This window comes from Pseudomonas sp. LBUM1647 (assembly GCF_059716175.1).
The window spans coordinates 5,392,313-5,417,621 of the sequence record NZ_CP166809.1 but is presented as its reverse complement, the minus strand read 5'-3'; the positions used below and the strand labels follow the sequence as shown (position 1 = coordinate 5,417,621).

The 25,309-nt window shown below is 60.2% G+C and carries 23 protein-coding genes; 12 read left to right on the top strand and 11 right to left on the bottom strand.

Annotated elements, in window-relative coordinates; all coding sequences use genetic code 11:
• The first annotated feature begins 8 nt into the window (after positions 1-8).
• Together pcaD and pcaC are read left to right on the top strand one after the other, a co-directional pair.
• Entirely contained in the window at positions 9-800 is a 792-nt protein-coding gene (gene pcaD / locus ACA059_RS24960; RefSeq protein WP_497631373.1) for a 3-oxoadipate enol-lactonase, read from the top strand.
• Between the two features lie 10 nt (positions 801-810).
• Positions 811-1,203 (top strand): 4-carboxymuconolactone decarboxylase, encoded by a 393-nt coding sequence (gene pcaC / locus ACA059_RS24955; RefSeq protein WP_008147336.1) that lies wholly within the window; start codon positions 811-813, stop codon positions 1,201-1,203.
• A gap of 95 nt (positions 1,204-1,298) precedes the next feature.
• Here the strand turns inward: pcaC and ACA059_RS24950 are convergent, their stop codons facing one another.
• The 5 genes from ACA059_RS24950 to emhA form a co-directional block, all read right to left on the bottom strand.
• Entirely contained in the window at positions 1,299-2,114 is an 816-nt protein-coding gene (locus ACA059_RS24950; RefSeq protein WP_497631372.1) for a methyltransferase domain-containing protein, read from the bottom strand.
• 189 nt (positions 2,115-2,303) lie between these two features.
• Entirely contained in the window at positions 2,304-3,563 is a 1,260-nt protein-coding gene (locus ACA059_RS24945) for an OprD family porin (RefSeq protein WP_497631371.1), read from the bottom strand.
• A gap of 365 nt (positions 3,564-3,928) precedes the next feature.
• Positions 3,929-5,389, bottom strand: coding sequence for an efflux RND transporter outer membrane subunit EmhC (gene emhC, locus ACA059_RS24940; RefSeq protein ID WP_497631370.1), 1,461 nt, complete (start codon positions 5,387-5,389; stop codon positions 3,929-3,931).
• Positions 5,389-8,550 carry an efflux RND transporter permease subunit EmhB gene (emhB, locus tag ACA059_RS24935; RefSeq protein WP_497631369.1) on the bottom strand — a complete coding sequence of 1,054 codons (3,162 nt, stop codon included), beginning with the start codon at positions 8,548-8,550 and terminating at the stop codon, positions 5,389-5,391. Before emhB ends, emhC begins: the two co-directional genes overlap by 1 nt.
• Before the next feature lie 3 nt (positions 8,551-8,553).
• Positions 8,554-9,711 carry an efflux RND transporter periplasmic adaptor subunit EmhA gene (emhA, locus tag ACA059_RS24930; protein ID WP_497631368.1) on the bottom strand — a complete coding sequence of 386 codons (1,158 nt, stop codon included), beginning with the start codon at positions 9,709-9,711 and terminating at the stop codon, positions 8,554-8,556.
• A gap of 265 nt (positions 9,712-9,976) precedes the next feature.
• On the opposite strand from emhA, the gene emhR reads away from it, so the two are divergent.
• Positions 9,977-10,615, top strand: a complete 639-nt coding sequence (emhR, locus tag ACA059_RS24925; protein WP_497631367.1) for an efflux system transcriptional repressor EmhR — start codon at positions 9,977-9,979, stop codon at positions 10,613-10,615.
• A 256-nt stretch (positions 10,616-10,871) separates the two neighbouring features.
• Here emhR and ACA059_RS24920 read toward each other — a convergent pair whose 3' ends face one another.
• The 4 genes from ACA059_RS24920 to ACA059_RS24905 all read right to left on the bottom strand — a co-directional run bounded on the left by ACA059_RS24920 (position 10,872) and on the right by ACA059_RS24905 (position 14,305).
• Positions 10,872-11,501 carry a hypothetical protein gene (locus ACA059_RS24920; protein ID WP_497631366.1) on the bottom strand — a complete coding sequence of 210 codons (630 nt, stop codon included), beginning with the start codon at positions 11,499-11,501 and terminating at the stop codon, positions 10,872-10,874.
• A gap of 243 nt (positions 11,502-11,744) precedes the next feature.
• Complete coding sequence (locus ACA059_RS24915; protein WP_497631365.1) at positions 11,745-12,794, bottom strand: alkene reductase; 1,050 nt, start codon at positions 12,792-12,794, stop codon at positions 11,745-11,747.
• A gap of 20 nt (positions 12,795-12,814) precedes the next feature.
• Entirely contained in the window at positions 12,815-13,981 is a 1,167-nt protein-coding gene (locus tag ACA059_RS24910; RefSeq protein WP_497631364.1) for an MFS transporter, read from the bottom strand.
• A gap of 3 nt (positions 13,982-13,984) precedes the next feature.
• Positions 13,985-14,305, bottom strand: coding sequence for an ArsR/SmtB family transcription factor (locus ACA059_RS24905; protein WP_109628334.1), 321 nt, complete (start codon positions 14,303-14,305; stop codon positions 13,985-13,987).
• A 154-nt stretch (positions 14,306-14,459) separates the two neighbouring features.
• Between ACA059_RS24905 and ACA059_RS24900 the strand changes: the two genes are divergently transcribed.
• On the top strand, positions 14,460-15,032 hold the full coding sequence (locus ACA059_RS24900; protein WP_497631363.1) for an acyl carrier protein phosphodiesterase: 573 nt from the start codon (positions 14,460-14,462) through the stop codon (positions 15,030-15,032).
• A gap of 80 nt (positions 15,033-15,112) precedes the next feature.
• Here the strand turns inward: ACA059_RS24900 and ACA059_RS24895 are convergent, their stop codons facing one another.
• Both ACA059_RS24895 and olsB read right to left on the bottom strand, forming a co-directional pair.
• On the bottom strand, positions 15,113-15,907 hold the full coding sequence (locus ACA059_RS24895; RefSeq protein ID WP_497631362.1) for a lysophospholipid acyltransferase family protein: 795 nt from the start codon (positions 15,905-15,907) through the stop codon (positions 15,113-15,115).
• Positions 15,907-16,662: an L-ornithine N(alpha)-acyltransferase gene (olsB, locus tag ACA059_RS24890; protein WP_008152922.1), complete on the bottom strand. Its 756-nt coding sequence runs from the start codon at positions 16,660-16,662 to the stop codon at positions 15,907-15,909. The genes ACA059_RS24895 and olsB overlap by 1 nt, the downstream gene beginning before the upstream one ends.
• Positions 16,663-16,816: 154 nt before the next feature.
• On the opposite strand from olsB, the gene ACA059_RS24885 reads away from it, so the two are divergent.
• The 8 genes from ACA059_RS24885 (at position 16,817) to ACA059_RS24850 (ending at position 25,308) form a co-directional block, all read left to right on the top strand.
• The gene (locus tag ACA059_RS24885) at positions 16,817-17,704 is read left to right on the top strand and encodes an acyl-CoA dehydrogenase middle domain-containing protein (RefSeq protein WP_497631361.1); all 888 of its coding nucleotides are present in this window, start codon (positions 16,817-16,819) and stop codon (positions 17,702-17,704) included.
• A gap of 157 nt (positions 17,705-17,861) precedes the next feature.
• Entirely contained in the window at positions 17,862-18,956 is a 1,095-nt protein-coding gene (locus ACA059_RS24880) for a serine hydrolase domain-containing protein (protein WP_497631360.1), read from the top strand.
• Positions 18,953-19,282 carry an amidase gene (locus ACA059_RS24875; protein ID WP_497631359.1) on the top strand — a complete coding sequence of 110 codons (330 nt, stop codon included), beginning with the start codon at positions 18,953-18,955 and terminating at the stop codon, positions 19,280-19,282. The genes ACA059_RS24880 and ACA059_RS24875 overlap by 4 nt, the downstream gene beginning before the upstream one ends.
• A gap of 342 nt (positions 19,283-19,624) precedes the next feature.
• Positions 19,625-20,800: a M20 aminoacylase family protein gene (locus ACA059_RS24870; protein ID WP_497631358.1), complete on the top strand. Its 1,176-nt coding sequence runs from the start codon at positions 19,625-19,627 to the stop codon at positions 20,798-20,800.
• A gap of 81 nt (positions 20,801-20,881) precedes the next feature.
• Positions 20,882-22,192: a citrate-proton symporter gene (locus tag ACA059_RS24865; protein ID WP_497631357.1), complete on the top strand. Its 1,311-nt coding sequence runs from the start codon at positions 20,882-20,884 to the stop codon at positions 22,190-22,192.
• 2 nt (positions 22,193-22,194) lie between these two features.
• Entirely contained in the window at positions 22,195-23,637 is a 1,443-nt protein-coding gene (locus ACA059_RS24860) for an amidase (RefSeq protein WP_497634726.1), read from the top strand.
• A 69-nt stretch (positions 23,638-23,706) separates the two neighbouring features.
• Positions 23,707-24,477, top strand: coding sequence for an IclR family transcriptional regulator (locus tag ACA059_RS24855; RefSeq protein ID WP_140677485.1), 771 nt, complete (start codon positions 23,707-23,709; stop codon positions 24,475-24,477).
• 240 nt (positions 24,478-24,717) lie between these two features.
• A complete protein-coding gene (locus ACA059_RS24850) occupies positions 24,718-25,308 on the top strand; it encodes a YceI family protein (RefSeq protein WP_497631356.1) in 591 nt (196 codons plus the stop codon).
• The last annotated feature ends 1 nt before the right edge of the window (position 25,309 follow it).

The following is a 25,309-nucleotide window of genomic DNA, read 5'->3' as shown; positions in this document are numbered from 1 at the left end:
AGATTGCTGTGGCTTTCGTACAACTCGCCGAGGGCGAACTGCATTACCAACTCCATGGCCCGGCGGATGCGCCGGTGCTGGTGTTGTCCAACTCGCTGGGCACCGACCTGCACATGTGGGACGCGCAAGTTGCGGCGTTCACCGAGCATTTCCGCGTGCTGCGTTTCGACACCCGTGGTCATGGCAAATCGCTGGTCACGCCGGGGCCGTACAGCATCGAGCTACTGGGCCATGACGTGCTGGCGCTGCTGGATGCGTTGCACATCGAACGCGCGCATTTCTGCGGTCTGTCCATGGGCGGGCTGATTGGGCAGTGGCTGGGGATCAACGCTGGTGATCGGCTGAACAAACTGGTGGTGTGCAACACCGCGGCAAAAATCGGCGATCCGTCGGTGTGGAACCCGCGCATTGAAACTGTGCTGCGTGACGGCCCGGCCGCCATGGTCGCGCTGCGTGATGCGTCGATTGCGCGCTGGTTCACCGCGGATTTTGCTGAAGCCAATCCTGCTGCCGCGAAAAAAATTACTGACATGCTGGCCACCACCTCGCCTGAAGGGTATGCCGCGAACTGTGCCGCCGTGCGCGATGCCGATTTCCGCGATCAGCTGTCCTCGATCAAGGTGCCGCTGCTGGTCATCGCCGGCACCGAAGACGCGGTCACGCCGCCGTCCGGCGGGCACTTCATTCAGGAACACGTGCAAGGCGCCGAGTACGCCGAGTTCTATGCTGCGCACCTGTCCAACGTTCAGGCCGGTGCTGCGTTCAGCGAACGGGTAGTGACGTTTTTGTCAGCTCATTAAGGGGATTGTTGTGGACGAGAAACAACGTTACGACGAAGGCCTGAAAGTCCGTCGCGCGGTACTCGGCGACGCCCATGTCGACCGCAGCCTGAACGCGCTGACCGAGTTCAACTCGGAGTTTCAGGAGATGATCACCCGTCACGCCTGGGGCGACATCTGGACCCGTCCGGGACTGCCGCGCCATACGCGCAGCCTGATCACGATTGCCATGCTGATCGGCATGAACCGCAACGAAGAACTCAAACTGCACCTGCGCGCCGCCGCCAACAACGGCGTGACCCGCGGCGAGATCAAGGAAGTGATCATGCAGAGTGCGATCTACTGCGGCATTCCGGCAGCGAACGCGACGTTCCACCTGGCGGAGTCGGTGTGGGATGAGCTTGGAGTTGAGTCGCGGGAGTAGAGTAACGGCTTCAAAAAAGATCGCAGCCTGCGGCAGCTCCTACAGGTGTACGCATTCCCCTGTAGGAGCTGCCGCAGGCTGCGATCTTTTGATCTTCAAACCGTCGCCACGATGAATATCCGCTTGAACGGAAACAACGTGTGCCCGTCGCTCTCCGGCGGGTAATGAGCATGCACGCGCATCAGGTAGTGGTAAATGAACCGCGCCTGTTCATCATCCTTCAGCCCCTGCATCACCGGCCGCAGCGCCGAGACTTTGACCCAGTCATAGATCGGCGACTTGCCGTCGACAACCTGTAGCTGCTCAGTCTCCCAGATATCCAGTGTCTGGGTGATCGGCGATAGCAACCGATAGTAACTTTCCAAAGACAACAGCGGCCGCGCAGCCATGGCCTCGCGCAACTGCGGGGTGCCGAGTGGTTTGCCACCGGGGCCTGCCTCTTCAAGGGTGTCGAGCATCAGTTGATACCACAGCGCATCCCGCCAGTCGGGCATGTGCGCGGCCAGGCATCCACCCGGGTTGAGGAGCTTGAGCAAGCGTGGCAGTAGCTGTTCATGGTCGTTGATGAAGTGCAGCACCGCGGCGGCGAAGAGTAGATCGGCGGGTTGCTCAGGTTGCCAACTCTTCAGGTCGCACTGTTTCCAGAGCGCCTTGATCGGCAAACATCGGGCTTCCTGGAGCATCTGCTCGGAGCTGTCGATGCCCATCAGGCGTGCACGGGGCCAGCGCTTGGCCAAGAGTTGAGTCGCAATGCCGGTGCCGCAACCCAGGTCGTAAATGCGCTTGGGTTGTTTGAGGTCAACGCGATCAAGCAGCTCGCTCACCGGTCGTTGTCGAAGACGCGAGAATTGTTGGTAAGCCTTGGCGTCCCAGTCGGTAGCGACGGGTGCAGAGTTGAGTCGAGCGATCATGAGGTGGTCCTCTGGTGATCAGTGGTGTCTTCCGATGACAGCCTGGCTCAAGTCTTGGGGACCAACATCAACAGATAACGGAAGTGGGGGAGGGCTGAATATCGCCTGAGTCCTGTCAGGTTTTTTCACTGTAATTGAAGCTCGGCAAAGCGCCAGCCAGCCTGACGGGCGGCTGGCTGACTGATTGCCTTACAACAAACTGATCGGATAGCTGACGATCAACCGGTTCTCATCGAACTCGTTGTTGCTGAAGTCGCGGCGGATGGTCGAGTTACGCCATTTGACGTTGAGGTCTTTGAGCGCGCCGCTCTGCACGGTGTAACCCAGTTCGCTTTCGCGGCCCCATTCCTTGCCGTCGGTAATGGTGCCGGTGTGGACGTTGTCGCCGCTGATGTAGCGGTTCATCAGGGTCAGGCCGGGAATGCCAAGGGCGACGAAGTTATAGTCGTGCCGTACCTGCCAGGATTTTTCTTTCGCATTGTCATAACTGGCGTTGTAACTGTCGTTGGCCAGGGTGCCGCCGCTGGTGCCATTGACCCGCATCCAGGCGCTGTCGCCGGTGAGTTTTTGCAGGCCGACATAGAAGGTGTTGCCGCCGTATTTGGCCGAGAACAGGCCCGACCACGTCTTGTTGTCCAGCGCGCCGGCGCGGGCGCTGCCGTCATCCTTGCCGTAGAAGAAACCGAGGTTGGCACCCAGGGTCCAGTCACCGATGGGCTGGCTGTGGATCAGATTCACGTACTGCTGGCTGTAGATGTCTTTGAGTTCGGCATTCCACAAACCGATCTGGGTGCGCTTCTCGTTAAAGGCGTATTCGCCGCCCTGAAAGTTGAAGCGGTCGGAGGTGAACGCTGGTTTTCCGGTCATCGACATGTCGTTCATGCTGCTGTCGTCGCGCGGGCTGTTGGCGCGGAACTGGCCGCCGTAGAGCGTCAGGCCGTTGATTTCCTTCGAGGTGATCTGGCCGCCACGGAAGGTTTGCGGCAGGGAACGACCGTCGTCCGAACGCAGGATCGGCAGCACCGGCATCCATTCGCCCACCTTCACTTCGGTCTGCGACAGCTTGGCCTTGAACGCCACGTTGGTGCGCCCGAAGTTGTCCGCCGGGCGACCGTCGTGATCAAGCGGCAGCAACTGCGTACCGCCCGTGCCTTTACCGCCATCGAGCTTCACCGAATACAGCCCCAGCACATCCATGCCGAACCCGACGGTGCCTTGGGTGAACCCGGACTTGGCGTCGAGGATGAAGCTTTGTGTCCACTCTTCTGCCTTGCCTTGGGTTTTGGTCGGGTTGGTGAAATTGCGATTGATGTAGAAGTTGCGCAGGTTCAGGTTGACCTTGGCACCTTCGACAAAGCCTGACTCCTCGGCCATGGCGGGCAGAGCCGTACTGGCCAGTGCAACGGCGAGGAGGCTGGGGAACCAGTATTGAGTATTGGAAGGTGTCATGTGTTCGGGTCTCTCTAGTTTTTAGGCGTAAAACGGGGTGCTGCCGCAACGTGGGGGTTGCAGACAAAAATTTGAAATCAGGGCAAAAACGAACGGAATCAGCCGGACAGGGCAGGGCGCGGGGGCATGGTGTCGAACCTGTTGTTATTGGTATTGTGCGACGAATGGTGCGGGGGATGGGCGGGGCGATTCAATTGGGGGAAGCGGGTTTTGGGCGATTATCGAACGTCAAAATCAAAAGATCGCAGCCTCCGGCAGCTCCTACATTGGACGCGATTCCTGTAGGAGCTGCCGGAGGCTGCGATCTTTTGATATTGAGCAACAAAAAGCCCACCAATCGGTGGGCTTCTTGTTTTACAGCGCTATCAGAACAACTTCAGCTTCGGCGCTTCTTCTTTCAACGGCTCGTTCTTCGCCGTCTGCTCGTTCCAGCCACCGCCCAGTGCCTTGTACAGATTGACGGCACTGACCAGTTGCGCCAGACGGTCGGTGATCAGTACCTGTTGGGCACTGAACAGCTGGCGCTGGGCATCGAGGAAGGTCAGGTTGCTGTCGACACCAATGCGATAACGACGCTCGGCCAGACGGTAGTAGTCCTGGTTCGCGGTGACGAAATCACGCTGGGCCTGCAACTGATCGGTGTAGGTCTGGCGGGCGGCCAGGCCATCGGCGACTTCCTGGAAGGCCGTTTGAATGGACTTCTCGTAGTTCGCCACGCCAATGTCTTTCTGGATTTTTGAATAATCCAGGCTGGCGCGCAGGCTGCCGGCATTGAAGATCGGCAGGTTGATTTGCGGCTGGAACAACCAGGTGCCCGAACCGCCCTTGAACAGACCGGACAGGTCCGGGCTCAGGCTGCCGGCATTGGCCGTCAGGCTGATGCTCGGGAAGAACGCCGCCCGTGCCGCGCCGATGTTGGCGTTGGCGGCTTTCAGGTCGTATTCGGCCTGGAGGATGTCCGGACGACGTTGCAGCAAGTCCGATGGCAGGCCGGCCGGCACTTCGCTCAGCAGGTCGTCAGCCAATGGCTTGGCCGCTTGCAGATTGGCCGGGACGCCAGTGCCGAGCAGCAACACCAGGCTATTTTCATCCTGGGCGACTTGACGGGTGTACTTGGCCATTTGCGCGCGGGCGTTTTCCACCGAGGTACGCGACTGGGCCAGGTCCAGGGCCGAGGCGACACCCACTTCGTTGCTGCGGGCGGTGAGCTTGTAGCTCTCCTCGAACGCACCCAGGGTGTCCTGAGTCAGTTTCAGCAATTCCTTGTCGGCCTGCCAGGTCAGATAGGCGTTGGCCACACTGGCCACCAGGCTGATCTGGGTGGTGCGGCGCGCTTCTTCAGTGGCGAAGTACTTCTGCAGCGCTTCTTCGCTCAGGCTGCGAACCCGACCGAACAGGTCGAGTTCATAGGCGCTGATGCCGACCGTGGCCGAGTAGGAGCTGGTGATACCCGCTTCGCCGGTCTGCGAGGCCCGAGCCGGGACCCGCTGACGGCTGCCGGTGCCGTTGGCCGACACGGCCGGGAACAGATCGGCACGCTGGATGCGGTATTGAGCCGCAAAGGCGTCGATGTTCAGCGCCGCGACCCGCAGGTCACGGTTGTTTTCCAGGGCGACCTGGATCAGCTGTTGCAACGCCGGGTCATGGAAAAACTGCTTCCAGCCCTGTTCGGCGGCAGCCTGGGCAGGCGCCTGGGCCGGCGAATACGCCGGACCTTGCGGGTACTGGCCCGCCACCGGTGCTTCAGGCTGCTGATAATCGGGAATCAGCGAGCAGCCGCCGAGCACGAAAGCGGCAACAGCCAGGGAGAGTAGCGACTTGCTCATTAGCCAGCCTCTTTAGAAGGTTCAATAGCGTCGTCCTGGTCAGCGGTTTTGCGCTGCCCCATGGCCGACACGGTGACGAAAAACAGTGGGACCCAGAAGATCGCCAGGATCGTGGCCGTGAGCATACCGCCAATCACCCCGGTACCGATCGCATGTTGGCTACCCGAACCTGCACCCGTGGAAATTGCCAGTGGTACCACACCGAGGACGAAAGCGAGCGACGTCATGATGATCGGTCGCAAACGCATCCGGCAGGCTTCGACTGCGGCATCGCGCAGACTACGCCCTTGTTCATGCAGTTCCTTGGCAAATTCGACAATCAAAATGGCGTTTTTTGCCGCCAGACCAATGGTCGTCAACAGGCCCACCTGGAAATACACGTCGTTGGACAGACCGCGCAGGCTGGTCGCCATCAGCGCACCGATGATCCCCAGCGGTACCACCAACATCACCGCGATCGGGATCGACCAACTTTCGTACAGCGCCGCCAGACACAGGAACACCATCAGCAGCGACAGGGCGTACAACGCTGGCGCTTGCGAGCCGGACAGACGTTCCTCGTACGACAGACCGGTCCAGGAAATACCGACACCGGCCGGCAGTTTCTTGGCCAGGGCTTCGACTTCGAGCATGGCTTCACCGGTGGAATAACCGGGTGCCGGGGCACCGAGGATTTCCATCGCTTCTACGCCGTTGTAACGCGACAGCTTCGGTGCACCGTAAATCCACTCACCCTTGGCGAACGCCGAGAACGGAACCATGGTGCCGGCGCTGTTGCGCACATACCATTTCTTGACGTCTTCAGGACTCATGCGCGCGCCCGGCTCGCCTTGCACGTAAACCTTCTTCACCCGACCGCGGTCGATGAAGTCGTTGACGTAGCTACTGCCCAGGGCAATCGACAGGGTGTTGTTGATGTCGGTGAGGGTGATGCCTAGGGCACTGGCCTTCTCGTCATCGATTTCCAGCTGGTATTGCGGTTCGTCGTTCAGGCCGTTGGGGCGCACTTGCGACAGAATCTTGCTTTGCGCCGCCATGCCGAGGAACTGGTTGCGCGCTTCCATCAGCTTGTCGTGACCGATACCGGCGCGGTCTTGCAGGAACACGTCGAAACCGGTGGCGTTACCCAGTTCCAGTACCGCCGGCGGTGCGAAAGCAAACACCATGGCGTCACGGAAGGTGAAGAAGTGCTGCTGGGCTCGGGCCGCGAGTTTGAACACGCTGTTTTCGGCGTTACGTTCGTCCCACGGTTTGAGCATGATGAACGCCATACCCGAGCTCTGGCCACGGCCGGCGAAGTTGAAGCCGGTCACGGTAAATACCGAGGCCACCGCGTCGCCTTCACCACCGTCCTTGCTCGGACGCAGCAGGAATTCACGCATTTCATCCACGACCACTTGCGTGCGCTGGGCACTGGAACCGGCCGGGGTTTGCACCTGGGCAAACAATACGCCCTGGTCTTCTTCCGGCAGGAACGCCGTTGGGATGCGGGTGAACAGCCAGATCATGCCGACCAGGATGATGAGGTAGGCCAGTAAGTACGGGGCCTTGTTCGCGAGCATGTTGCCCACGCCACGCTCGTAGCTTTTGACGCCACGGTCGAAATTGCGGTTGAACCAGCCGAAGAAGCCGCGTTTCGGCGTGCCGTGCTCGCCTTTCGGAATCGCCTTGAGCATGGTCGCGCAGAGCGCCGGGGTGAAGATCAGTGCAACCAGTACCGACAGGGCCATGGCCGAGACGATGGTGATCGAGAACTGCTTGTAGATCACACCGGTGGAACCGCTGAAGAACGCCATCGGTAGCAGTACCGCCGACAGCACCAGGGCGATACCGACCAGTGCACCCTGGATCTGCCCCATGGATTTCTTGGTGGCCTCCTTGGGTGACAGGCCTTCTTCGCTCATGACCCGTTCGACGTTTTCCACCACGACGATGGCGTCGTCCACCAGCAAACCGATGGCCAGCACCATACCGAACATGGTCAGGGTGTTGATGCTGAAACCGAACGCCGCGAGGATCCCGAAGGTGCCCAGCAATACGACTGGCACGGTCATCGTGGTGATGACGGTGGCGCGGAAGTTTTGCAGGAACAGGAACATCACCAGGAACACCAGCACGATCGCTTCGACCAGGGTTTCAACCACACCCTTGATCGACTCGGTCACCACCGGCGTGGTGTCGTACGGGAACACCACTTCCATCCCTTGCGGGAAGAACGGCTTGAGGGTTTCGATGGTCTTGCGCAGGGCTTTTGCAGTGTCGAGGGCGTTGGCACCGTTGGCCAGTTTCACCGCCAGACCGGAGGCCGGGCTGCCGTTGAACTGGGCGCTGATCGAGTAGTTTTCACCGCCCAGACCGACATCCGCCACGTCGCCGACACGCACTTGCGAACCGTCCTTGTTGACCTTGAGCAGGATCGCCTTGAATTGCTCAGCGGTCTGCAGGCGGGTCTTGCCGATGATCGTCGCGTTCAGCTGTTGGCCGGCGACAGCAGGCAAACCACCGAGTTGACCGGATGACACCTGGACGTTCTGCGCGGCGATGGCGGTTTTCACGTCCACTGGGGTCAGGTTGAAGTTGTTCAACTTGGCCGGGTCGAGCCAGATCCGCATTGCGTACTGTGCACCGAAGACCTGGAAGTCACCGACACCGGCGGTCCGCGAGATCGGATCCTGCATGTTCGACACGATGTAGTTGGACAGGTCGTCCTTGGTCATGCTGCCGTCGCGCGACACCACGCCTATCACCATCAGGAAGTTTTTCACTGCCTTGGTCACGCGGATACCCTGTTGCTGCACTTCTTGCGGCAGCAGCGGGGTGGCCAGGTTCAGCTTGTTCTGGACCTGAACCTGCGCGGTATCGGAGTTGGTGCCCTGCTCGAAGGTAGCGGTAATGGTCATGCTGCCGTCGGAGTTACTTTCCGACGAGACATAACGCAGGTTATCGATACCGTTGAGTTGTTGCTCGATCACCTGCACCACGGTGTCCTGCACGGTTTGTGCGGACGCGCCCGGGTAGGTCACCTGGATTGCAATGGCCGGAGGCGCAATGCTCGGGTATTGGTTGATCGGGAGTTTGAGGATCGATAGTGCCCCGACCAGCATGATCACCAGGGCAATTACCCAGGCGAAAATCGGACGGTCGATAAAAAATCTGGACATGGTTTACTCCCCTTTGCCGCTGGAAGCCTTGTCAGCTACTTTTGCGGGGGCAGGGTTCTTTGCGCCAACGTTAGTCGCTTCACTGGCTTTTACTTCAACGCCAGGTTTGACGTATTGCAGCCCTTCGGTGATCAGTCGATCGCCGGCCTTCAGACCGTCTTCGATCAGCCACTGACTGCCGACAGTGCGGCTGGCCTTGAGCTGACGCAGTTCGACCTTGTTGTCCGGACCGACGACCAGCGCGGTCGGGGTGCCTTTGAGATCACGGGTCACGCCTTGTTGCGGAGCGAGGATCGCCGCGCTGTTCACACCGGCCTGCAACTGGGCGTGTACAAACATGCCTGGCAGCAGGGTGTGGTCAGGGTTCGGGAATACCGCACGCAAGGTCACGGAACCGGTGGTCTGGTCCACCGAGACTTCCGAGAACTCGAGCTTGCCTTCCTGTTTGTACTGACTGCCGTCTTCGAGGGTCAGCTTGACCTTGGCCGCGTTGTCGCCAGATTTTTGCAGACGACCGCTTTCCAGTTCGCGGCGCAGTTCCAGCAGCTCTACCGAAGACTGGGTCACATCGACGTAGATGGGGTCCAGTTGCTGAATCACCGCCATCGCGTCGACCTGGCCGCTGGTGACCAGCGCGCCTTCAGTCACGGTCGAGCGGCCGATGCGGCCGGAGAGTGGCGCGTAAACCTTGGTGTAACGCACATTGATCTGGGCGCTTTGCAGGGCGGCTTCCGATTGCAACCGGTTGGCCAGGGCCGTGTCGTATTCCTGACGGCTCACAGCTTGCTCGTTGACCAACTGCTTGTAGCGGTCGGAGATCGATTTGGTCTGTTGCAGATTGGCTTCGGCGCTTTTCAGGGTGGCGTCATAAACCGCCGGATCAATCTGATACAGCTGCTGGCCGGCCTTGACGTCGCCGCCTTCCTTGAACAGGCGCTTGAGAATGATGCCGTTGACCTGAGGGCGAACTTCGGCGATGCGGTACGCGCTGGTACGGCCCGGAAGCTCGGAGGTCAGGGTGAAAGCTTGAGGTTGCAGAGTAACGACGCCGACCTGAGGGGGTGGTGCGGCAGGTGCCGCCTCTTCCTTTTTGCATCCGCTGAGCAGCGATGCCAAGGCGAGGGCGGTGACCAGAGCGGTAACAGCTGGCTTGAATTGCATGAAAATCCTCGGGTCAGGCGCGCAAATTGCGCACTAGAAATGTGGAAAGGTAAAAAATGTGCGCTGAGTGGATAAGTAGCTTGCTAAGGAATATACTTACGTTCATGGTTGTTTGTAAATACCTTGGCCGCGTATCCACACAGTTACAAAAGCCGTTCAAGGGTTCGAATTGTAGGCCGGGGACGACGCCCGAGAGCGCTCGCCCCACTTTTATTCAGCGGATGTTCAGACATCGCTGAAGCATCCTGATTGAGGTTGTACTGCCATGGTCCGTCGCACCAAAGAGGAAGCTCAAGAAACCCGCAGCCAGATACTGGAAGCGGCAGAAAAAGCCTTTTACGAAAGGGGCGTGGCGCGCACGACACTGGCGGATATCGCTACCCTGGCCGGGGTCACGCGCGGGGCCATTTACTGGCATTTCAGCAACAAGGCGGACTTGGTGCAGGCCATGCTTGATACCTTGCAAGAGCCGCTGGATGAAATGGCCAAGGCCAGTGAAAGCGAAGATGAACTCGATCCCCTCGGCTGCATGCGCAAGCTGCTGATTCATTTGTTTCATCAGGTTGCCCTGGACCCGAAAACCCGACGCATCAATGAGATTCTGTTTCATAAGTGTGAATTCACCGATGAAATGTGCGACCTGCGCCAGCAGCGCCGAGAGGTCAGCCTTGATTGCAATGTGCGAATCGCCCTGGCCCTGAGTAATGCGGTCAATCGGGGGCAGTTACCGGAAAACCTTGATACGGCTCGCGCGGCCATCAGCCTGCACGCGTACATCGACGGCATCCTGTATCAGTGGCTATTGGCGCCCGACAGCTTTGAACTGCACATCGAAGCCGAGCGTTGGGTCGATACAGGGTTGGACATGCTGCGCTTGAGTCCAAGCCTTCGACAAAATGCGTAATTGAGTCCGGTTGTGTCAACACTTTAGGCGAGCGAAGGTTCATGTCTTCGCTCGCCTTCTCGCCATAGGCTGCTGTTATATATGGATGCTGGCCGGGTTGATAGGTAGTGAGCTACGTATTTTGTAGGTGATTTGTTGCGAGTCTGTGAACGAGTGTGAGCGATCCCGTTTTCGAGGGCGCCGTGCGGCCAACCAACGGCATCCTGTTTTTTGAAGGTTGTTCAGGTTCTACTCGACAGCGTTACTGGATGGGCGACTACTCTTCTCCGATATGGATATCCAGGCAGTAGCTGTATGGCGTTTTGGGTGCGTTCGCTCTCAATCGGGATGTGCATACCAGTTTCTTGCGGCCTATGGAGCGTGTCTGATGGTTCCAGGTCGGTGTCAATGTGGTCGCAATAATACCGAACGAAACCTTCACTACCATGCTTGTATCAAAACGACATTTCATGTCGCCTGCGCCATAAGTGAAAAACTTCTTGATAAACGTTTGGTCACGGCCAGTAACAGCTGAAAGTCTGTTGGAGTTAAAGTTCTTCTTTGCATCCATCGTGGCGATTGAGTAGGGCGGAATGTCACATTCGGACATATCCTCGACTTCGAAGTCTGTATCAATCAGCTGGATCGTTTCATCAGTATTGTTATGGACGAAGGTCACTAACCTTATTTCATTATTGCTTTGGCTAAATTGTTTCCAGTGCGCATTTTTACGCTTTTCAATTTCAGCGTTAATTTCTTTTTTTTCATTGTATAGACGTTCATTCTCGTCGTTGATCTCCTTTTCTTTACGTTCTGCTTCTTTTCGCTCGTGCTCCCACCTATAGCTTTCTGGTGATCGTCCATTCTCGTGGTACTGCTCAGAAGATCCAGAGCGGTCGTTACTCATGTCAATTCCTTTTAATGGGATGTATGTATTGTTGATTATCTTTGGCAGGGGTTAGTTGCGGTGGGTTGAGTATCGATGTTGGTGGGTTTGTTTGATAGTTAATATTTTTTTCTAATTGTTATTGTTGGGTTGGAAGGGTTGTTGTTAATAAGGTTGCGATAAGTTAGTTGGGGTGTGGTAGTTATTAACAATAAAAACCCCCGGCTCTTTCGAGACGGGGGTTTTTCATTTCAATGTTGAAGCTTACATCACCCTGTAGTCGATGTAGCCGACCGCGCCCTTGGAATAAAACAGCTCAGGACGTGGCTCATTCAACGGCGCATCGGCCTTCAAACGTGCCGGCAGGTCCGGGTTGGCAATGAACGGCACGCCGAAGGCGACCGCATCAGCCTTGCCGCTGGCCAGCCAGGCGTTGGCACTGTCTTTGGTGAAGCTTTCGTTGACGATGTACGGGCCGCCGAACGCTTCTTTCAATTGTGGGCCGAGGCTGTCGCCGGCTTCTTTCTCACGGGAGCAGATAAACGCGATGCCACGTTTGCCCAGTTCGCGAGCGACGTAAGTGAAGGTCTCGGACAGGTTGTCGTCGCCCATGTCATGGGAGTCGGCGCGCGGTGACAGGTGCACACCGACGCGGCCGGCGCCCCAGATTTCGATGGCGACGTCGGTCACTTCCAGCAACAGGCGCGCACGGTTTTCCAGGGAGCCGCCGTAATTATCGGTGCGCTGGTTGGTGCTGCTTTGCAGGAACTGGTCGAGCAGGTAACCGTTGGCGCCGTGAATTTCCACACCGTCGAAACCGGCTGCCTTGGCGTTCTCGGCGCCGACGCGGTAGGCGTCGACGACGTCAGCGATTTCGGCGATTTCCAGGGCACGTGGCGTTGGGTAGTCGGCCAATGGGCGAACCAGGCTGACATGGCCTTTTGGCTGAATGGCGCTTGGTGCGACCGGCGCTTCACCGCCCAGGTACGACCCGTGAGAAATACGACCGACGTGCCACAGTTGCAGGAAAATCTTGCCGCCCGCGCCGTGGATCGCTTTGGTCACATTGGCCCAGCCACGCACTTGATCGTTGGACCAGATACCCGGGGTGTCCGGGTAGCCGACGCCCATCGGCGTGACCGAAGTGGCCTCGCTGAGGATCAGGCCGGCCGAGGCGCGCTGCACGTAGTACTCGGCCATCAGTGCGTTTGGCACGCGGCCTTCGTCGGCGCGGCAGCGGGTCAGCGGTGCCATGATGATGCGGTTGGCCAACTCGAGGTCGCCCAGTTTGATCGGATCGAAAATAGTCGTCATGAAGTACAACCCTCGTGAGGTTAGTTGGTAGCAGGAGCCAGTTCGGGGTTGCCGCTCTGACGGAAGGTAATCAGGGTCACCAGCAGGGCGAGTACCGCCAGTGCTGCTGCCGCGAGAGGAACGCTGGTCAAGCCGAAACCGTGGGCGATGACGCTGCCACCGACCCAGGCACCCAGTGCGTTGCCGATATTGAAAGCGCCGATGTTCAGGGTCGACACCAGGTTCGGTGCGGCCTTGCCGTAGGTCACCACGTTCACTTGCAGGGCGGGCACGGCGGCAAAGCACGCGGTGGCCCAGAGGAACAGGGTGATTTCGGTCGGAATCAGCGCGACGCTGGTCCAGGTCAGCACGGTAGAGATCACGGCCATCGAGATGAAGACGCCGATCAGTGTCGCGGCCATGCCTTTGTCAGCCAGTTTGCCGCCGATGATGTTGCCGACCGTCAGGCCCAGGCCGATGAGCATCAGGGTCCAGGTCACGCCTTTGGGCGAGACGCCGGTGACATCGCCGAGCAGCGGGGCGACATAGGTGAACAGGGTGAATACGGAAGCCGCGAACAACGCGGTCATGCTCAACGACAGCCAGATCCCGGCGCCTTTGAGGGCGCGCAGTTCGGCGCGCATGTCGAGTTTCTCTTCATCGCGCTTGGCCGGCAGGAAACGGATCAGACCGATCAACGCGATCACACCAATCACGGTCACCGCCCAGAAGGTCGAACGCCAGCCGGCTTCCTGGCCAAGCGCGGTGCCCAGCGGAACGCCGAGTACGTTGGCCAGGGTCAGGCCGGTGAACATCAGAGCCACGGCCGAAGCGCGTTTGTTCGCTGGCACCAGACCCGCTGCCACTACCGAGCCGATGCCGAAGAACGCACCGTGGCAGAGGGCGGTGACCACACGGGCAAACATCAGCACGTTGTAGTCGGTCGCCATTGCACAGAGCAGGTTGCCGACGATGAAGATGCCCATCAACGCTACCAGTGCGGCCTTGCGCGGCAATTGAGAGGTCGCCAGTGCCATGAACGGTGCACCGATGGCCACGCCCAGGGCGTAACCGGTCACCAGCCAGCCGGCGCCGGGAATCGACACACCGAGGTCGGCCGCCACATCGGGCAGCAAGCCCATGATGACGAACTCGGTGGTGCCGATGGCGAAGGCGCTCAAGGCCAGAATGAGTAGCGAGAGGGGCATTGTTTAATTCCTGGTCGGAGCGCTGAGCTCCTTGACGATGGCGTCGAGGAACGCCTGAATCACGTCCTCGTTGCGTTTGAAAAAGTGCCATTGACCGGCTTTCTGGCTGCTGATCAGTCCCGCACGTTGCAAGTTCGCCAAATGGGCGGACACGGTCGACTGCGACAGGCCGCAGCGTTGATCGATCTGTCCGGCGCAAATGCCGTACTCGTGGTTGTGGATCTGTTCCGGGAACTGGGTCTTGGGGTCTTTCAGCCAGATGAGGATGTCTCGGCGTACTGGGTGTGCCAGGGCTTTTATTATTTCGTCGAGGTCGATGGTCATGGTTTGGGCTCGTGATGAGTAAAACGCTATATCGCGATGAGGCGAACTTTAAATCGGTACTTCGCGATATACCAATATGATTTTGGTCTGACGACCGAGTCATTCGGTATATCGGGTTATAACGATATGTAGGGCGCAGTGCTAAGCTGCGCGCATGAACTATCTCGCACATCTGCACCTCGGTGGCCAGCGCCCCGGTCAATTGCTCGGCAGTCTGTATGGCGATTTCGTCAAAGGGCGGCTGCAAGGGCAGTTCGATCCGGAGATCGAAGCGGCCATCCAGCTGCATCGCAGCATCGATGTCTTTACCGACCGCCATCCGTTGGTGGACGTTTCGTTGTCACGGTTTTCCATGACCCGCCGGCGTTACGCCGGGATCGTGCTTGACGTGTTTTTCGACCATTGCCTGGCCCGGGACTGGACGCTGTACGCCGATCAGCCACTGGAACAATTCACTTCGGGGGTGTATCGGGTGTTGTCCGCCGAGGCGCAATTGCCGGAACGGCTGGCGCAGATTGCGCCGCACATGGTCGCCAATGACTGGTTGGGTTCTTATCGGGAGTTTGCGGTGCTTGAGCAGGTGCTGCGGGGGATTTCACGGCGGCTGACGCGGCCCGAGGAACTGGCCGCAGCGATGCAGGAATTGCGGGTGTTGTATGAGCCGTTGAGCGATGACTTTCGGTTGTTCTATCCGCAGCTTCAGGAATTTGTGGCGCTGCGTGTGTAGCCAGGATCAAAAGATCGCAGCCTTCGGCAGCTCCTACAGAGATCGGCGTAGGAGCTGCCGAAGGCTGCGATCTTTTTCTTTCAGGCGGCGATGAGTTCGCCGGCATGTTGTGGTTCCGCCGGTTTGGCCACTTCGCCAAACAACGCCTTCTGCACCGCCTGCTGCGCTTCAAACGCCAGTGCCGCACGCTCGCGACCTTCACACGCGATCGGCTTGAGCAAATGAATCTCCACCTCACCACGATCATGGGCAAACAAGCGCATCAAGTGCGAGAGCAAATCATCATCGCCAATGAATGGCGCCAGCGAATCGAGCTCTCCGTCACGCAGATAACGAATCGCCACCGGCTGCAACTTCACGTCGGAGTCGATCGCCGCAGACAGCAGGCGACCATGAAACGTGCGCAGCGAACGGCCGTCGGTGGTAGTGCCTTCCGGGAACATCAGCAGCGGATGTTCCTGCTCCAGATGACGGGTCATCTGTTTGCGGATCAACTGACTGTCACCTGAACCGCGACGGATAAACAGGCTGCCGGCCTTGGCCGCCAACCAGCCCGCCACCGGCCAGGTGCGCACTTCGGCCTTGGACAGGAACGACAGCGGCGTGAGCATGCCCAGCAGTGGAATGTCGGTCCAGGACACATGGTTGCTGACCCAGAGCATCGGCGCCTTCGGCAATTCACCGTGCATGGTCACGCGAAAGGGCAGGGCATTGCTCAGGCGTGCCATGAAAAATCGCGACCAGCGCTGGCGACGGACCATCGAATGAGCAATCCCCAAACGCTCGAATAGCCCAAACACTCCAGCCATGCTCAAGCCCAGCGCCACCACCACCAACACTCGCGCAATCCGCGCGTACACCCGTAGCCGACTCATCACACGGCCGCCTTGAAGTGCTTGGCATAACGCGGGCAGAGTTCGTCGCGCTTGAGCAGGATGAACACGTCGGCGACCTGGAAGTCTTCATCCCAGCACGGCTCGCCGCAGATCTTCGCGCCAAGGCGCATGTAGGCCTTGAGCAGCGGTGGCATTTCGGCGATGACGTTGGACGGGATGTCGAGGCTCGGCAGCGGCTTTTTCGGTTCCGCCCGCAGGTGTTCCGTACACAGATAACGTTCGCGCAGGCGCTGCATGATCGCGTGGGCCTGGATGCCGCCGTCCTGCATCGGAATGCTCGCGCAACCCATCAAATAGCTGTAGCCGCCCTGGTTCAGGACTTCGGCCAGTTCGCCCCAGAGTACGGCGATGGTGCCGCCGTTGCGGTAGGCCGGGTCGACGCAAGTGCGGCCGATTTCCAGGATCGGGCCTTTGAGATGGACCAGGCCATGCAGGCTGAATTCTTCTTCGCTGTAGAACTTGCCCAGGCTGCTGGCGGCCGTGTGGTCGAGCAAACGGGTGGTCGCCACCAGACGCCCGGTGTTCAAGTCACGCACGCCGATGTGGGCGCAGTGAACATCATAGTCATCCATGTCCAGACCCAGCTCCGCGCCTTTCAGCTTGGCGTTGAATTCGCCGCTGAACACGTTGAAGCGCAAGGCCTGGGCTTCCTGCAAGGCCTCGGCGCCCACCAGGCGTTCGGCTTGCAGGCGGCGTTCATTGCCGGTGTCGCTGATGCGGGCGATCTGAGTCATTGCGAATCTCCGTACGGGCCGTTCACCCGTCTTGGGTTGCAGCCGATCGACTTTCTTTATGCAGCCGTGTTGTGCAAAGTCAGGCTATGTAGCCCCGGTGTCATCGCCATGAAGCTTTGGTGATGCTTATATGACAGCCCACGAGGAGCCTCTTATGCCCTGGCAAAACCTGCTGCGCCGCCGCGATCGTCTGCCCGCCAACCCGGACCTGGGCGAGGGGTTCGCGACCTTGTTGCACCAGTTGGGCAACGTCACGCCGCTCGAATTGGCGGTGGCCGGCGGGCGTTTGATGCCGACGCCGGGGCTGGCGTTTCTGGTGGGCTATCAGGCGGCGTTGCGCATGCTCTGGCCGAGCGCGCCGCTGAGCCTCGGCGCCTTGTGCGCGACCGAACAGCGCAGCCTGCGGGTGGTGGACATGCAGACCCGTCTGCACGATTTGCGTCTGAGCGGGCGCAAGGATTTTGTCACCGCAGGCGATGCCGCCGATTGGCTGCTGATCGCTGCTCGTAGTGAAGCCCCCGACGAAAAACCGCGCCTGAGTCTGGCGGTGGTCTATCCCGATGAACCGGGCGTTCGTCTGGAGAAGCTACCGGCGATCCCGTTGATGCCAGACATCAGTCATGGTCGGCTGTTTCTCGATAATGCTCAGTGCGAACTGTTGGCGGGGGATGGCTGGGATGCTTACATCAAACCGTTCCGCACCCTTGAAGACATCTACGTTCTGAGCGCCATGACCGCCTGGCTGTACGGCATCGGTCAGGACAGCGACTGGCCGCAAGCCTTGCAACTGCGGTTGCTGGCGCTGCTGGCCGGGTGTGCGGAAGTCAGCCGGCAGGCGCCGAATAATCCGTCCGGGCATGTGTTGCTCGCGGGCTTGTTTGCGCAGTTCGATGGGCTGAAGGCTGAGGTGGCTCAGGCACTGGCCGATGGCCCGCAGCATTGGGCGGCGATGTGGCAGCGCGATCAGGGCGTGATGGATTTGGCGGCGGGGGCGCGGGGCAAGCGGTTGGCCAAGGCACTCGCGGGATCTTCGCTGGATTGACTGGCCCCATCGCGGGCAAGCCCGCTCCCACATTTTGCAATGCATTTCCCTGTGGGAGCGAGCCTGCTCGCGAAGGCGGCTTTATTAACACCACAACTTCCAAAACTGTCATCAACCTCGGCTAGGCTCAGCCAGTTCATCCCTCCGAGCCCCCACCATGTCCAAAGGCTTGTCCCTGATTTTCGGGCTGCTGCTCAGCCTCACTGCCCACGCCGAATATTGGCCTGCCGAGCAATGGTCAACCGGTCCGACAGTCACCGGGCCGGCGCTTCAAGCGCTGAAGACTTACGCCTTCCCACCCCGTGATGAGGCCACCCGAAAAGGCATCCGCACCGACGCCTTGCTGGTGATCCGCGACGGTCAACTGATCTACGAACGCTACGCCGGTCCGACCACCGCCGACACCCCGCACCTGACCTGGTCCATCAGCAAAAGCCTGATGGCCACGGTCCTCGGCGTGGCTTATGGCGAAGGACTGTTCAAGCTCCGGGACCCGGTGCAGAAGTTTTATCCACCGCTGGAAAAACACCCGACGATGACCATGGCCGACCTGCTGCATTGGGCCTCGGGCCTGGACTGGCAGGAAGACTATGAATACGCGCCGTTGAAATCCTCGGTGGTCGCGATGCTCTACACCCGTGGCCACCCGGACATGGCCGCGTTCACCGCCGATCACGGTGAATACGCCAAACCCGGTGAGGCATTCCGTTACTCCAGCGGTGACAGCAATTTGTTATCCGCTGCGCTGAAAACCATCGTCGGCCCGACCCGCTATCCGGACTATCCATGGACTGCTCTGTTCGAACCCTTGGGGATTCGCCACGCCGTCTGGGAGGCCGACGCCACGGGGACATTCGTCGCTTCATCCTATGCCTACCTCACCGCCAGGGACCTGGCCCGCGTCGGTCTGCTGATGGCCCGCGACGGCCGTTGGGGCGACCGGCAACTGCTGCCCAAAGACTGGGTCGCTTTCAGCCGCGAACCGTTCGCCCGCTATCAAGCCAATCAGGACGACGCCGTGCCCGGCGGCCATTGGTGGCTTAACCGCGCGGTGGAAGGCGCGGCAAAACCCTGGCCCGCTGCACCCGACGATACCTTCGCCGCGCTGGGTCATTGGGGTCAGGCGATGTACGTGATTCCCAGCGAAAACCTGGTGATCGTGCGCTACGGCGATGACCGCGACGGCAGCTACCGGCACAACGATTTGCTCAAACTCACGCTCAAGGCATTTGCCGCGAAGGTGCAGCCATGAAGCGTCGCAGCTTTGTTCGTCGCCGACCATTCAGCATGCTGTTGTTGATCCTGCTGATCGCCTTGTTCGGCTGGACCTGGCAGGAGCGAGTGGCGCTGTGGGCATTCCCGGACATCATCAGCGCCTACACCGCCAAGGAATATTGTTCGTGCCGTTACGTGATGAACAACCCGGCCGAGTACTGCCAAAGCTATGTGAAGCAGTGGCTGCCGACCAGTGGCTTTACTGATGACGCGGCCAGCAAGCGCGTTACCGTCAGCGGCATGGGCCGCAGCAACAGCGCCACTTGGGTCGGCGAGCGCCAGGGCTGCCGCCTGTCACCATGACCTCGGTCAGTCTCCTGTGGCGAGGGGGCTTTTGTGGCGAGGGGGCTTGCCCCCGTTCGGCTGCGCAGCAGTCGTAAAACCTATACATGTGTTCTAACTGAAGAAACCCATTGGCCGTTTTTGGGAGCGCTTCGCACTCCAACGGGGGCAAGCCCCCTCGCCACAAGGTTTTGTGCCCATGAAGTTGCAACACACCCTCAGGTTCCACGTGGTGGAACCACATTCGATTGTCCTCGCGCCGAACTCGCGGTTATCTGGCGGTGAGCGCGACCTGCCTTGATGTGTCGCGAAATCACTGCGAACAAAAAGAACGGGAATACACCCGGCCCGAGGACAATCGTCATGACCCGACATCAGCACATTCTTGCCTGGCTCAACGACGTGGCCAGCGACCTGCACGCCACGCGCCAGGACATCCACGCCCACCCGGAACTCGGCTTCGAGGAAAATCGCACCTCGGCGCTGGTGGCTAAATCCCTTGCGGAGTGGGGTTATGAAGTACACACCGGAATCGGCAAGACCGGCGTAGTCGGCGTCCTGCGCAACGGCAGCAGTTCACGCAAACTGGGGCTGCGGGCGGACATGGATGCCTTGCCGATCCTCGAGAATACCGGCGCGGCTTACAGCAGTCGGCATCAGGGCTGCATGCACGCCTGCGGTCATGACGGCCACACCACAATGCTGTTGGGCGCCGCGCGCTACCTCGCCGCGACCCGTCAGTTCGACGGCACCCTGACCCTGATTTTCCAGCCCGCCGAAGAGGGGCAGGGCGGCGCCGAAGCGATGCTCGCCGATGGCCTGTTGGAACGGTTTCCCTGCGACGCGCTGTTCGGCATGCACAACATGCCGGGCTTGCCGGCGGGGCATCTGGGCTTCCGTGAAGGGCCGATGATGGCGTCCCAGGATTTGCTCACGGTGGTCATCGAAGGCGTGGGCGGACATGGCTCGATGCCGCATCTGGCGGTGGATCCGCTGGTGGCGGCGGCCAGCGTGGTCATGGCCCTGCAAACCGTGGTTGCGCGCAACATCGATGCGCAGCAGGCCGCCGTGGTGACCGTCGGTGCGTTGCAGGCCGGGGAGGCGGCCAACGTCATCCCGCAACAAGCGATTCTGCGTCTGAGCCTGCGTGCATTGAACGCCGAAGTTCGCGAGAAAACCCTCGACCGCGTGCGTGCGATCATCGAATCCCAGGCCCGCAGTTTCGGTTGCAGTTCGAAAATCGAACATCGCCCGGCTTACCCGGTGCTGGTCAACCACGCCGCTGAAACCGAGTTCGCTCGGCAGGTCGGCGTCGAGCTGCTCGGTGCCGACGCGGTGGACGGCAACACCCCCAAACTGATGGGCAGCGAAGACTTCGCCTGGATGCTGCAACGCTGCCCCGGCGCCTACCTGTTCATCGGCAATGGCGTTTCGCGGCCGATGGTCCACAACCCCGCTTACGACTTCAACGACGACATCCTGCTGACCGGCGCGGCGTATTGGGGCGCGCTGACCGAGCGCTGGCTCAAGCCGGCCTGACGACCTCACTTTCTATTGCCGCTGGATCGGGCGCGCATCGTCGCGCCCGTTATCGCCCAACAGGTTTCTGGAGAGTTCCCCATGCAGACTTCGAGCACAGGCGTTTCGCGCACCCGGCAGGTGGTCGCCGCCGTTATCGGCAACGCGCTGGAATGGTATGACTTCATCGTTTACGGCTTTCTGGCGAGCATCATCGCCCGGCAATTCTTCCCGTCCGAGGACGAGTACGCGTCACTGTTGATGGCGCTGGCGACCTTTGGCGTCGGGTTTTTCATGCGCCCGGTGGGTGGCATTCTGTTGGGCATGTATTCCGATCGCAAAGGGCGAAAGGCCGCGATGCAGATGATCATCCGCCTGATGACGGTGTCCATCGCGCTGATCGCGTTCGCGCCCAACTACGCCGCCATCGGCATGGGCGCGCCGTTGTTGATCGTGGTCGCGCGGATGCTCCAGGGCTTCGCCACGGGCGGCGAATACGCCAGCGCCACGGCGTTTCTGGTAGAAAGTGCACCCGTGCACAAAAAGGGTTTGTACGGTTCCTGGCAATTGGTCGGGCAATGCCTGGCGGTGTTTTCCGGGGCGGGAATGGTGGCGTTGTTCACTCATCTGCTTTCCCCCGAGGCGCTGGATAGCTGGGGCTGGCGGATTCCGTTCATGATCGGTTTGTTGATCGGCCCGGTCGGGCTGTGGATTCGCAAGCACATGGAGGAACCGGAAGAATTTCTGGAGGCACGCAAACTGGCCAAAGGCGCGAGCCCGAGCCTGCTGCAAGTGATCCGCGAACATCGGCGCAGCATTTTGGTGTCGATGGGCTTGGCGTGCGGCGCGACGGTATCGTTTTACGTGGTGCTGGTGAACATGCCGACCTTCGCCCATAAAAACCTCGGCCTGCCGCTGGACCAGGTGCTGCTGGTGCAGATGCTCGCCGTTGCCGTGATGACCGTGATCATTCCACTGTCCGGCGCGCTGTCGGACCGGCTCGGGCGGCGCCCGGTTTTGATGGCGTTTACCCTGGCGTTTTTCGTGATGGTGTATCCGCTGTACGTGTGGGTCGCGGCGGCGCCATCGGTGGAACGTTTGCTGGTGATGCAACTATTGTTGTGCAGCGCCATCGGTGGCTTTTTCGGCCCGGCCCCGACCGCACTTGCCGAACAGTTTCCGATCGAAGTGCGCTCCACCGGGGTGTCGGTGGCCTACAACGTGGCAGTCATGGTCTTCGGCGGTTTCGCACCGTTGATTGTCACTTGGCTCAGCAAGGCGCTGGCGACACCCGTGGCGCCGGCCTTCTATGTCCTGTTCGCTTGCGTGCTGACGCTGATGGGCACTTACTGCATGCACGAAGCGCCACGCGCTAAAAAATCCGAAGCACTTAATCTTGAGGTGAAGCCTTGAGCATCAATCCGATTGTTGAAATGGACGCCGATTCATTGTCGCGGGCGATTCACGCCCGCCGGGTTTCCTGTCGTGAAGTGATGCAGGCCTATCTGGCGCAGATCGAACGCTTCAATCCGCAGGTCAACGCGCTGGTCTCGCTGCGCCCGGCCGATGAGTTGCTGGCGGAGGCCGATGCCTGCGACCGGCAGTTGGATCAGGGCCAGTCCCGCGGCTGGATGCACGGCATGCCGCAAGCCATCAAGGATCTGGCGGCGACTGCCGGTTTGCGCACGACCATGGGTTCGCCGCTGTTAGCCGAGCAGATCCCGCAACACGACGCCATCAGCGTGGCGCGGGTTCGCGACTGTGGGGCGATCATCATCGGCAAGACCAACGTCCCGGAATTCGGACTCGGCTCGCAGACTTACAACAGCGTGTTCGGCACCACCACCAACGCCTACGACCCGACGTTGGTTGCTGGCGGCAGCAGCGGCGGGGCTGCGGTGGCGCTGGCGTTGCGCATGCTGCCGGTGGCCGACGGCAGCGACATGATGGGCTCGCTGCGTAACCCGGCGGCGTTCAACAACGTATTTGGTTTTCGTCCCTCACAAGGCCGCGTGCCTCACGGGCCCGCGCCGGACGTGTTCGTCCAGCAACTGGCCACCGAAGGGCCGATGGGCCGCAGCGTGACCGATGTCGCCCGCTTGCTCGGCACTCAGGCCGGATATGACCCGCGCGTGCCGCTGTCGCTCACGCAGAGTCCGGATATTTTTGCCGACACGCTGGTGCAGGATTTCAGTGATGTGAGGCTGGGTTGGCTGGGGGACTACAACGGTTATCTGCCGATGGACGACGGCGTGTTGAGCCTGTGCGAATCGGCACTCGCGGACTTCGAGGCACTGGGGTGCCGAGTCCAGGCCTGCCAGCCGGGCTTTTCCATGGAACGCCTGTGGCAAACCTGGCTGGTGCACCGCCACTGGCTGGTGCAGGGCAGCCTCGGCGCGCTGTATGCCGACCCGCAAAAACGCGAAAAACTCAAACCCGAAGCGCAATGGGAAATCGAGGGTGGCCTGCGCCTGACGGCGGCGGATGTCTACCAGGCGTCGGTCAGTCGCAGTGATTGGTATCGGGCCTTGAGCGAGTTGTTCGAACGTTACGATTTTCTGCTGTTGCCCACCGCGCAAGTGTTCCCTTTTGATGCACAAACCCCGTGGCCGCGCGTCGTCGGCGGGCAGAGCATGGACACCTATCACCGCTGGATGGAAGTGGTGATCGGGCCGACCCTGGCCGGTTTGCCAAGCATGAGTGTGCCGGTAGGGTTCAGCCCGGCCGGGTTGCCGATGGGCCTGCAAATCATCGGCCCGGCCCAGGCCGATCAGGCGGTGCTGCAACTGGCTTACGCCCATGAGCAACTGACGCAATGGGTCAAGCGCCAGCCGCCGGGTTGTCTGCAAGACGCCTGAATTCACCGAGCGGGCCCGCATCTTGCTGCAAAAAGCGATCATCCATCCGGGCTTAGGGAGGTCGAATCCATGGACAGCAAGGCAGAAACCGGCAGCGTACGTTCAGTTGAACGGGCGCTGGCCATCGTCGAACTGCTGGGCGAGCATCAGGCGTTGGGTCTGGAGGAGTTGCACTACCTGACGACCCTGCCCAAGGCCACGGTGTCGCGGATGTTGCTGACCTTGCAGGAGCAGGGCTGGATTTATCGCGGATTGAGCGATCGGCGTTATCGGCTGTGCGCCAAGCGCCTGTTCGGCGACAGTCAGCAGCGTTTCAAACGGCGACTGGTGGAAAGCGCCGCGCCGCTGTTGCTGGAGTTGAGCGAGCGCACCGGGCTGGTGGCGGACCTGTCGAGCTTCGATGGCGAGCGGGTGGAAGTCATGGAAAGCGCGATCCCCACGGTGCTGCGCAAACGCTACCCGAACAACTGCCAGATCGTCGGCCAGCACGCCAGCCTGTTTCATTCGGCCATGGGGCGGGCATGCCTGGGCGAACTGGACACCCAAGAAGTGGAGCGACTGGCCGGTCGTGAACGGCTGACCGATGAGAGCCTCTTCAGCGCCAGCGAACAGGCGTTGCATCAGGGCTTCGGCCAGCGCACCGAAGGTTACTGGGAATACCCGGTGCGCCTGCCGTTCCTGATTCGGGCGGTGGCCTTGCCGCTCCATGCCGATGGCCGACTGGTCGGCAGCATGGCGCTGCATTGGCCGATGGATCAGGCACCGGTGGAACGGGTGTTGAGCCTGCACCTGAACAGTTTGGCCGCGACCATCGGCGATGTGCAGCACGCGTTGGCCTGATGAGGGGCTCTTGTGGCGAGGGGGCTTGCCCCCGTTGGAGTGCGAAGCGCTCCCAAAACCAAGCAATGAGTTCGTTCAGGCAAACCGCGCTTGCAGGTTTTACGACTGCTGCGCAGCCGAACGGGGGCAAGCCCCCTCGCCACAGGGAATGTATTTGACTCAAGATCGGTGGCATTAGAGTTTGCAACCTGTCTCCGGGCGGTTAAGGTTCGTGCAGGTTTATCTGCCCCACGAGTCTCTATGTTCAACCGCTTCCTCCGCAAAACCCTCGCCTTCCTGCTGCTGGCCGGTGCCACGCTGTCGGCCCACGCCGATTGGTATCTGGATGGCGAGTCCTCGCGGCTGTCGTTCATCAGCACCAAAAACACCAATATCTCCGAAGTGCAGCGCTTTCTGGTGCTGCACGGCAAGGTCGATCCCAAAGGCCTGGCCGAGGTGGAAGTCGAGATGGACTCGGTCAACAGTGGCATCCCGCTGCGCGATGAACGCATGCGCAAGGACCTGTTCGAGATCCAGACTTTCCCCGAAGCACTGATCACCGCGCAGATTGATCTACGCCCGATCAACGATCTGGCGCCCGGCGCGCAACTTGAATTGCGCCTGCCGCTGACCGTCAACCTCCATGGCAAACAACACGAATACAACGCCGAACTGCTGGCAACCCGTCTTGATGACCGGCGCTTCCAGGTGGTGACCCTCGAACCGCTGATCATCAATGCCGCGGATTTCGACCTGGTCCCCGGCCTGGAAAGTTTGCGCAAGGTCGCCGGTTTGTCGGCTATCAGTCTGTCGGTGCCGGTGGGTGCGGTACTGATTTTCACGGCGCGCTGAT

Bases quoted from the DNA above. Each gene is read 5' to 3' on its own strand.
- ACA059_RS24910 (WP_497631364.1), bottom strand. From the start codon at position 13,981: ATGCCCCTCTCGCTACTCATTCTGGCCTTGAGCGCCTTCGCCATCGGC.
- emhA (WP_497631368.1), bottom strand. From the start codon at position 9,711: ATGCAATTCAAGCCAGCTGTTACCGCTCTGGTCACCGCCCTCGCCTTG.
- ACA059_RS24920 (WP_497631366.1), bottom strand. From the start codon at position 11,501: ATGAGTAACGACCGCTCTGGATCTTCTGAGCAGTACCACGAGAATGGA.
- ACA059_RS24900 (WP_497631363.1), top strand. From the start codon at position 14,460: ATGAACTATCTCGCACATCTGCACCTCGGTGGCCAGCGCCCCGGTCAA.
- ACA059_RS24915 (WP_497631365.1), bottom strand. From the start codon at position 12,794: ATGACGACTATTTTCGATCCGATCAAACTGGGCGACCTCGAGTTGGCC.
- olsB (WP_008152922.1), bottom strand. From the start codon at position 16,662: ATGACTCAGATCGCCCGCATCAGCGACACCGGCAATGAACGCCGCCTG.
- ACA059_RS24905 (WP_109628334.1), bottom strand. From the start codon at position 14,305: ATGACCATCGACCTCGACGAAATAATAAAAGCCCTGGCACACCCAGTA.
- emhC (WP_497631370.1), bottom strand. From the start codon at position 5,389: ATGAGCAAGTCGCTACTCTCCCTGGCTGTTGCCGCTTTCGTGCTCGGC.
- ACA059_RS24855 (WP_140677485.1), top strand. From the start codon at position 23,707: ATGGACAGCAAGGCAGAAACCGGCAGCGTACGTTCAGTTGAACGGGCG.
- ACA059_RS24945 (WP_497631371.1), bottom strand. From the start codon at position 3,563: ATGACACCTTCCAATACTCAATACTGGTTCCCCAGCCTCCTCGCCGTT.
- ACA059_RS24885 (WP_497631361.1), top strand. From the start codon at position 16,817: ATGCCCTGGCAAAACCTGCTGCGCCGCCGCGATCGTCTGCCCGCCAAC.
- emhB (WP_497631369.1), bottom strand. From the start codon at position 8,550: ATGTCCAGATTTTTTATCGACCGTCCGATTTTCGCCTGGGTAATTGCC.
- ACA059_RS24880 (WP_497631360.1), top strand. From the start codon at position 17,862: ATGTCCAAAGGCTTGTCCCTGATTTTCGGGCTGCTGCTCAGCCTCACT.
- ACA059_RS24895 (WP_497631362.1), bottom strand. From the start codon at position 15,907: ATGAGTCGGCTACGGGTGTACGCGCGGATTGCGCGAGTGTTGGTGGTG.
- ACA059_RS24865 (WP_497631357.1), top strand. From the start codon at position 20,882: ATGCAGACTTCGAGCACAGGCGTTTCGCGCACCCGGCAGGTGGTCGCC.
- emhR (WP_497631367.1), top strand. From the start codon at position 9,977: ATGGTCCGTCGCACCAAAGAGGAAGCTCAAGAAACCCGCAGCCAGATA.
- ACA059_RS24850 (WP_497631356.1), top strand. From the start codon at position 24,718: ATGTTCAACCGCTTCCTCCGCAAAACCCTCGCCTTCCTGCTGCTGGCC.
- ACA059_RS24875 (WP_497631359.1), top strand. From the start codon at position 18,953: ATGAAGCGTCGCAGCTTTGTTCGTCGCCGACCATTCAGCATGCTGTTG.
- ACA059_RS24950 (WP_497631372.1), bottom strand. From the start codon at position 2,114: ATGATCGCTCGACTCAACTCTGCACCCGTCGCTACCGACTGGGACGCC.
- ACA059_RS24870 (WP_497631358.1), top strand. From the start codon at position 19,625: ATGACCCGACATCAGCACATTCTTGCCTGGCTCAACGACGTGGCCAGC.